Below are 889 nucleotides of genomic sequence, written 5' to 3'. Positions count from 1 at the left end.
CCCGCAAAATCCTCGGCTGGAAGACCCCCGCCGAAGTCTTCGAGAAACAGCTACGCTCGCTCCGACAACCCGATGTTGCAACGACTGGTTGAACTCACCAACTACATGTCAGCCGAATTCAAGACGACACTCGACCGGTTCGGGCTCCGCAGATCCTCCGGCCGCACCGGAATCTGTTTCGACAACGCCATGGCCGAATCATTCTTCGGCGCCCTGAAGAACGAGCGCATATCAAGGGTCACTTACCTGACCCGCGAGGCCGCCCGACAGGACATCACTCGCTATATCGAATTCTGGTACAATCGCAAACGCCTCCACTCGGCGGTGGGTTACCGTCCTCCGCGCGAAGTCCACGCCGAGTATGAGAAGTTGCGATTCGCCGCGTGACATAGACAGTCAGACGCCTGTCCGGAAAACGCGAGGCCCCTCAGACTCAAGACGACTTCAGGCGTTGTGAAAGCTGCGCCATGATGGTCCGCGTGAGCGAAGAGACTGCGTTTGAGGCCGTGTCACGCTTGTATCAAGAGTTCATGGAACTGCCGTTTCCTCCCAAGTTGGCTGGAGCGGACCGGGTCGGCTTCGACCTGGTGATGCTGGACTCGGACACCGCAGGCTGTGTTTTCACGTGGATCAAGAACGGCGGCGAGCTCGAAGCGCGGGGTCGAGGCGTTCTGCTTCGCTGCATCGCCCGCCTAGACCGGGTCATACCTGTGCTCGGCGAAGCGGACGCCCCTGAGTACTGGCACCACCTGCGCGAGATGGCTCAACTTGTCGCGGATTCCCCACACGTAGAGCTCGTAACACGATCATGATCGGTGTTTCTTGAGGCGTCTCCAGCAGATCAGAGCGCAGGCCAAAGAGACGAATGCGTCGTGGAGTTCGGTTCGGC

At 59.5% G+C, this 889-nt stretch carries 2 protein-coding genes; both read left to right on the top strand.

Annotated features, from left to right (window positions below; all coding sequences use genetic code 11):
• Positions 1-72 precede the first annotated feature (72 nt).
• Positions 73-387: an integrase core domain-containing protein gene (locus PV682_RS44115; protein ID WP_407705850.1), complete on the top strand. Its 315-nt coding sequence runs from the start codon at positions 73-75 to the stop codon at positions 385-387.
• 92 nt (positions 388-479) lie between these two features.
• A complete protein-coding gene (locus PV682_RS44110) occupies positions 480-812 on the top strand; it encodes a hypothetical protein (protein WP_319738614.1) in 333 nt (110 codons plus the stop codon).
• Positions 813-889: the final 77 nt, after the last annotated feature.

It is taken from the genome of Streptomyces niveiscabiei (genome assembly GCF_033794345.1).
GTDB lineage: Bacteria > Actinomycetota > Actinomycetes > Streptomycetales > Streptomycetaceae > Streptomyces > Streptomyces niveiscabiei.
This window is presented reverse-complemented; position numbering and strand designations above follow the sequence as displayed.